This is a genomic window from Streptomyces niveiscabiei, from assembly GCF_001419795.1.
Classification (GTDB): domain Bacteria; phylum Actinomycetota; class Actinomycetes; order Streptomycetales; family Streptomycetaceae; genus Streptomyces; species Streptomyces niveiscabiei.
This window is the reverse complement of sequence record NZ_LIRL01000499.1, coordinates 1-2,264: the sequence shown is the minus strand read 5'-3', so window position 1 is coordinate 2,264 and position 2,264 is coordinate 1. Positions and strand designations below refer to the sequence as shown.

1 tRNA gene and 2 pseudogenes are annotated in these 2,264 nt (G+C 73.0%); 1 reads left to right on the top strand and 2 read right to left on the bottom strand.

The features are described 5' to 3' along the window. Nucleotides 1-265: pseudogene (locus AOK24_RS23755) on the bottom strand (hypothetical protein); the annotation flags it as partial. A 3-nt stretch (nt 266-268) separates the two neighbouring features. Continuing rightward, nucleotides 269-1,660: pseudogene (locus tag AOK24_RS23750) on the bottom strand (ATP-binding protein); the annotation flags it as partial. Nucleotides 1,661-2,090: 430 nt separating this feature from the next. Between AOK24_RS23750 and AOK24_RS23745 the strand changes: the two are divergent. Next, nucleotides 2,091-2,163 (top strand) — tRNA-Arg (locus AOK24_RS23745). Nucleotides 2,164-2,264: the final 101 nt, after the last annotated feature.

Here is a 2,264-nt window from a genome sequence, read left to right as displayed (position 1 = left end):
GTTCGGGGTCGCCCGGGGTGACGCGGCGGGCGATGAGGCCGTCGTCCCAGGAGATGGCGTCGGGGTCGGCGGGGGGTGCGGCCTTGGGCGAATCGTCGTCCTTGAGGAGGCTGTTCTCAGGGACGCCGTTTCTGTCATCGGCCTCCTCAGGGGCGTCGTTCGCGACAATTTCGTTCACGGGACCCCCGTTCCCGAGGTCCTCCGGAGCCTCGTCCGTACCCGTGGGCCCCTGCTCGTGTTCCTGATGGTCCGTGACGGCGGTCATCCGTCACCTCTCCTTCTGCAGTACGGACAGCGCGGCGATCAGTTCGGCCTGCGGTTCGGCGTGGACGTCGAGCCCGTCGAGGGGGGCGAGGCGGCGTTCGCGTTCGGTGGTGACGACCCGGTCGAGGTGGGCGGTGAGGAGGCGGCCTCCCCGGTCGCGCAGGCGCAGCGCCCCGTGGGCGCCGAGGCGTTCGGCGAGCCCCTCGCCCGCGGAGCGCGCGCGCCGGCCGCCGAGGAGGGCGGTGGCGACGAGGGCGGCGACGGACTCGGGGTCGGGCGCCGAGCCCCGGTCGAGGTCGCGGACCTCGTCCTCGGCGTACTCCTCCAGTTCGCGCCGCCAGCGCCGTACGGCGAGGCCGATGCGGTGTTCGGCGCTCTCCAGGTCGGGGTCGCGGTCGTCGAGGTGCCCGGCGGCGGGTTCGCGGCGCCAGGCGTCGGCGACGCGTTCGTCGGCGGCGGTGACGGCGCACAGCAGGAGGGCCGCCAGGGACTCCACAAGGGCGTCCAGGAGCTCCGCGGGGGTGCAGTCGAGGGGGAAGGCCCGCCAGCGTTTGAGAGCGTCTCCTGCGAGCACCGCGCCGCTCTGGAGGCGCCCGCGTACGCGCGCGTACTCGGTGTCGTAGGCGTTGTCGACGGCGGCGGTCAGGCGCAGCGCGGCGGCGTACTGGGCGGCGGCGGCGCCCGCGAGTTCCGGCATGCGGGACTTGAGGGAGTCGAGGACGCCGTGCGCGGTGCGGGCCAGCGCGCGGTGGCGGGCGCCGGGGTCCTGCGCGTGGTGGACGAGCCAGGTGCGCAGGGGCGCGACGGCGGTGGCGGGCAGGAGGCCGCCGCCCCAGGCGGACTCGGGGAGTTCGGGGACGGTGAAGCGCGGCACCTCGCCGAGCCCGGCCTTGGCGAGGAGGGCGCCGTACTGGCGGGAGACCTCGGAGACGACCTGGTGGGGGACGCGGTCGAGGACGGTCACCAGGGTCGCGTCGTACTCCTTGGCCGTGCGCAGCAGGTGCCAGGGGACGGCGTCGGCGTAGCGGGCGGCGGTGGTGACCATGATCCAGACGTCGGCGGCGCAGATCAGCTGGGCCGCGAGGGTGCGGTTCTCGGCCACCAGGGAGTCGATGTCGGGGGCGTCGAGGAGGGCGAGGCCGGCCGGGAGGGTGTCGGCGGTCTCGACGCGCAGGACGTGCCGGCCGTCCTCGCCGGGCAGGAGGAGGTCGTCGGCGGGTTCCTGATGGGGTACCCACGCGCGCGTGAGGCCGGGCAGTACGCGCATGCCGCTGAACCAGTGATGGTCCTCGGGGTGGCAGACGAGTACGGGGGTACGGGTGGTCGGCCGCAGCACCCCCGCCTCGCTGACGCGGTGTCCGACCAGGGAGTTGACGAGGGTGGACTTGCCGGCGCCNNCACGCGCGCGTGGCGCCCCCGCCAGGGGCAGCGGGAAGCGTGCGGCGGCGACACGGTCGCGCAGGGCGGAGAGTGCGTCGAGCAGCTGAGGCCGTACGTCCAAGGTCACCACATGCGAAGAATGCCCAATTTCAGGTGATTTCTGAAGCACATAGGGATGTCTGCGCGCCGACTGGACACAGGGGACGGAAGGGACGAGCGGGACAAGAGCGCACCCCAGGCATAACGAGTGCACAACACCCGGCGCTCAGGACCCCCAAAAACGGTGCACGATTCGCACCTGCCTGCGATTATCAGGACCGCTTCACCGAACCTCCACATCGAGCCACGGAGGGGAAGCAACCAGGACAAGGAGCCGGGAGCCCTATCCTTGTCCCCGGCAACGTCCCGACGGCCCCACCCGGTCCCGGCACACCGCCGACCACCCGGCCCCCGTAGCTCAGTGGATAGAGCAGGCGCCTTCTAAGCGCTTGGCCGCAGGTTCGAGTCCTGCCGGGGGCGCACCTCACTTCTCACACCCCGTCAAGGGCAAGGCTCGTCGCGGCCCGCCGGAACGCGACCCGCAGGAGCCCCCGCCCCGTCCGGATCACCAGCCCCCGCAC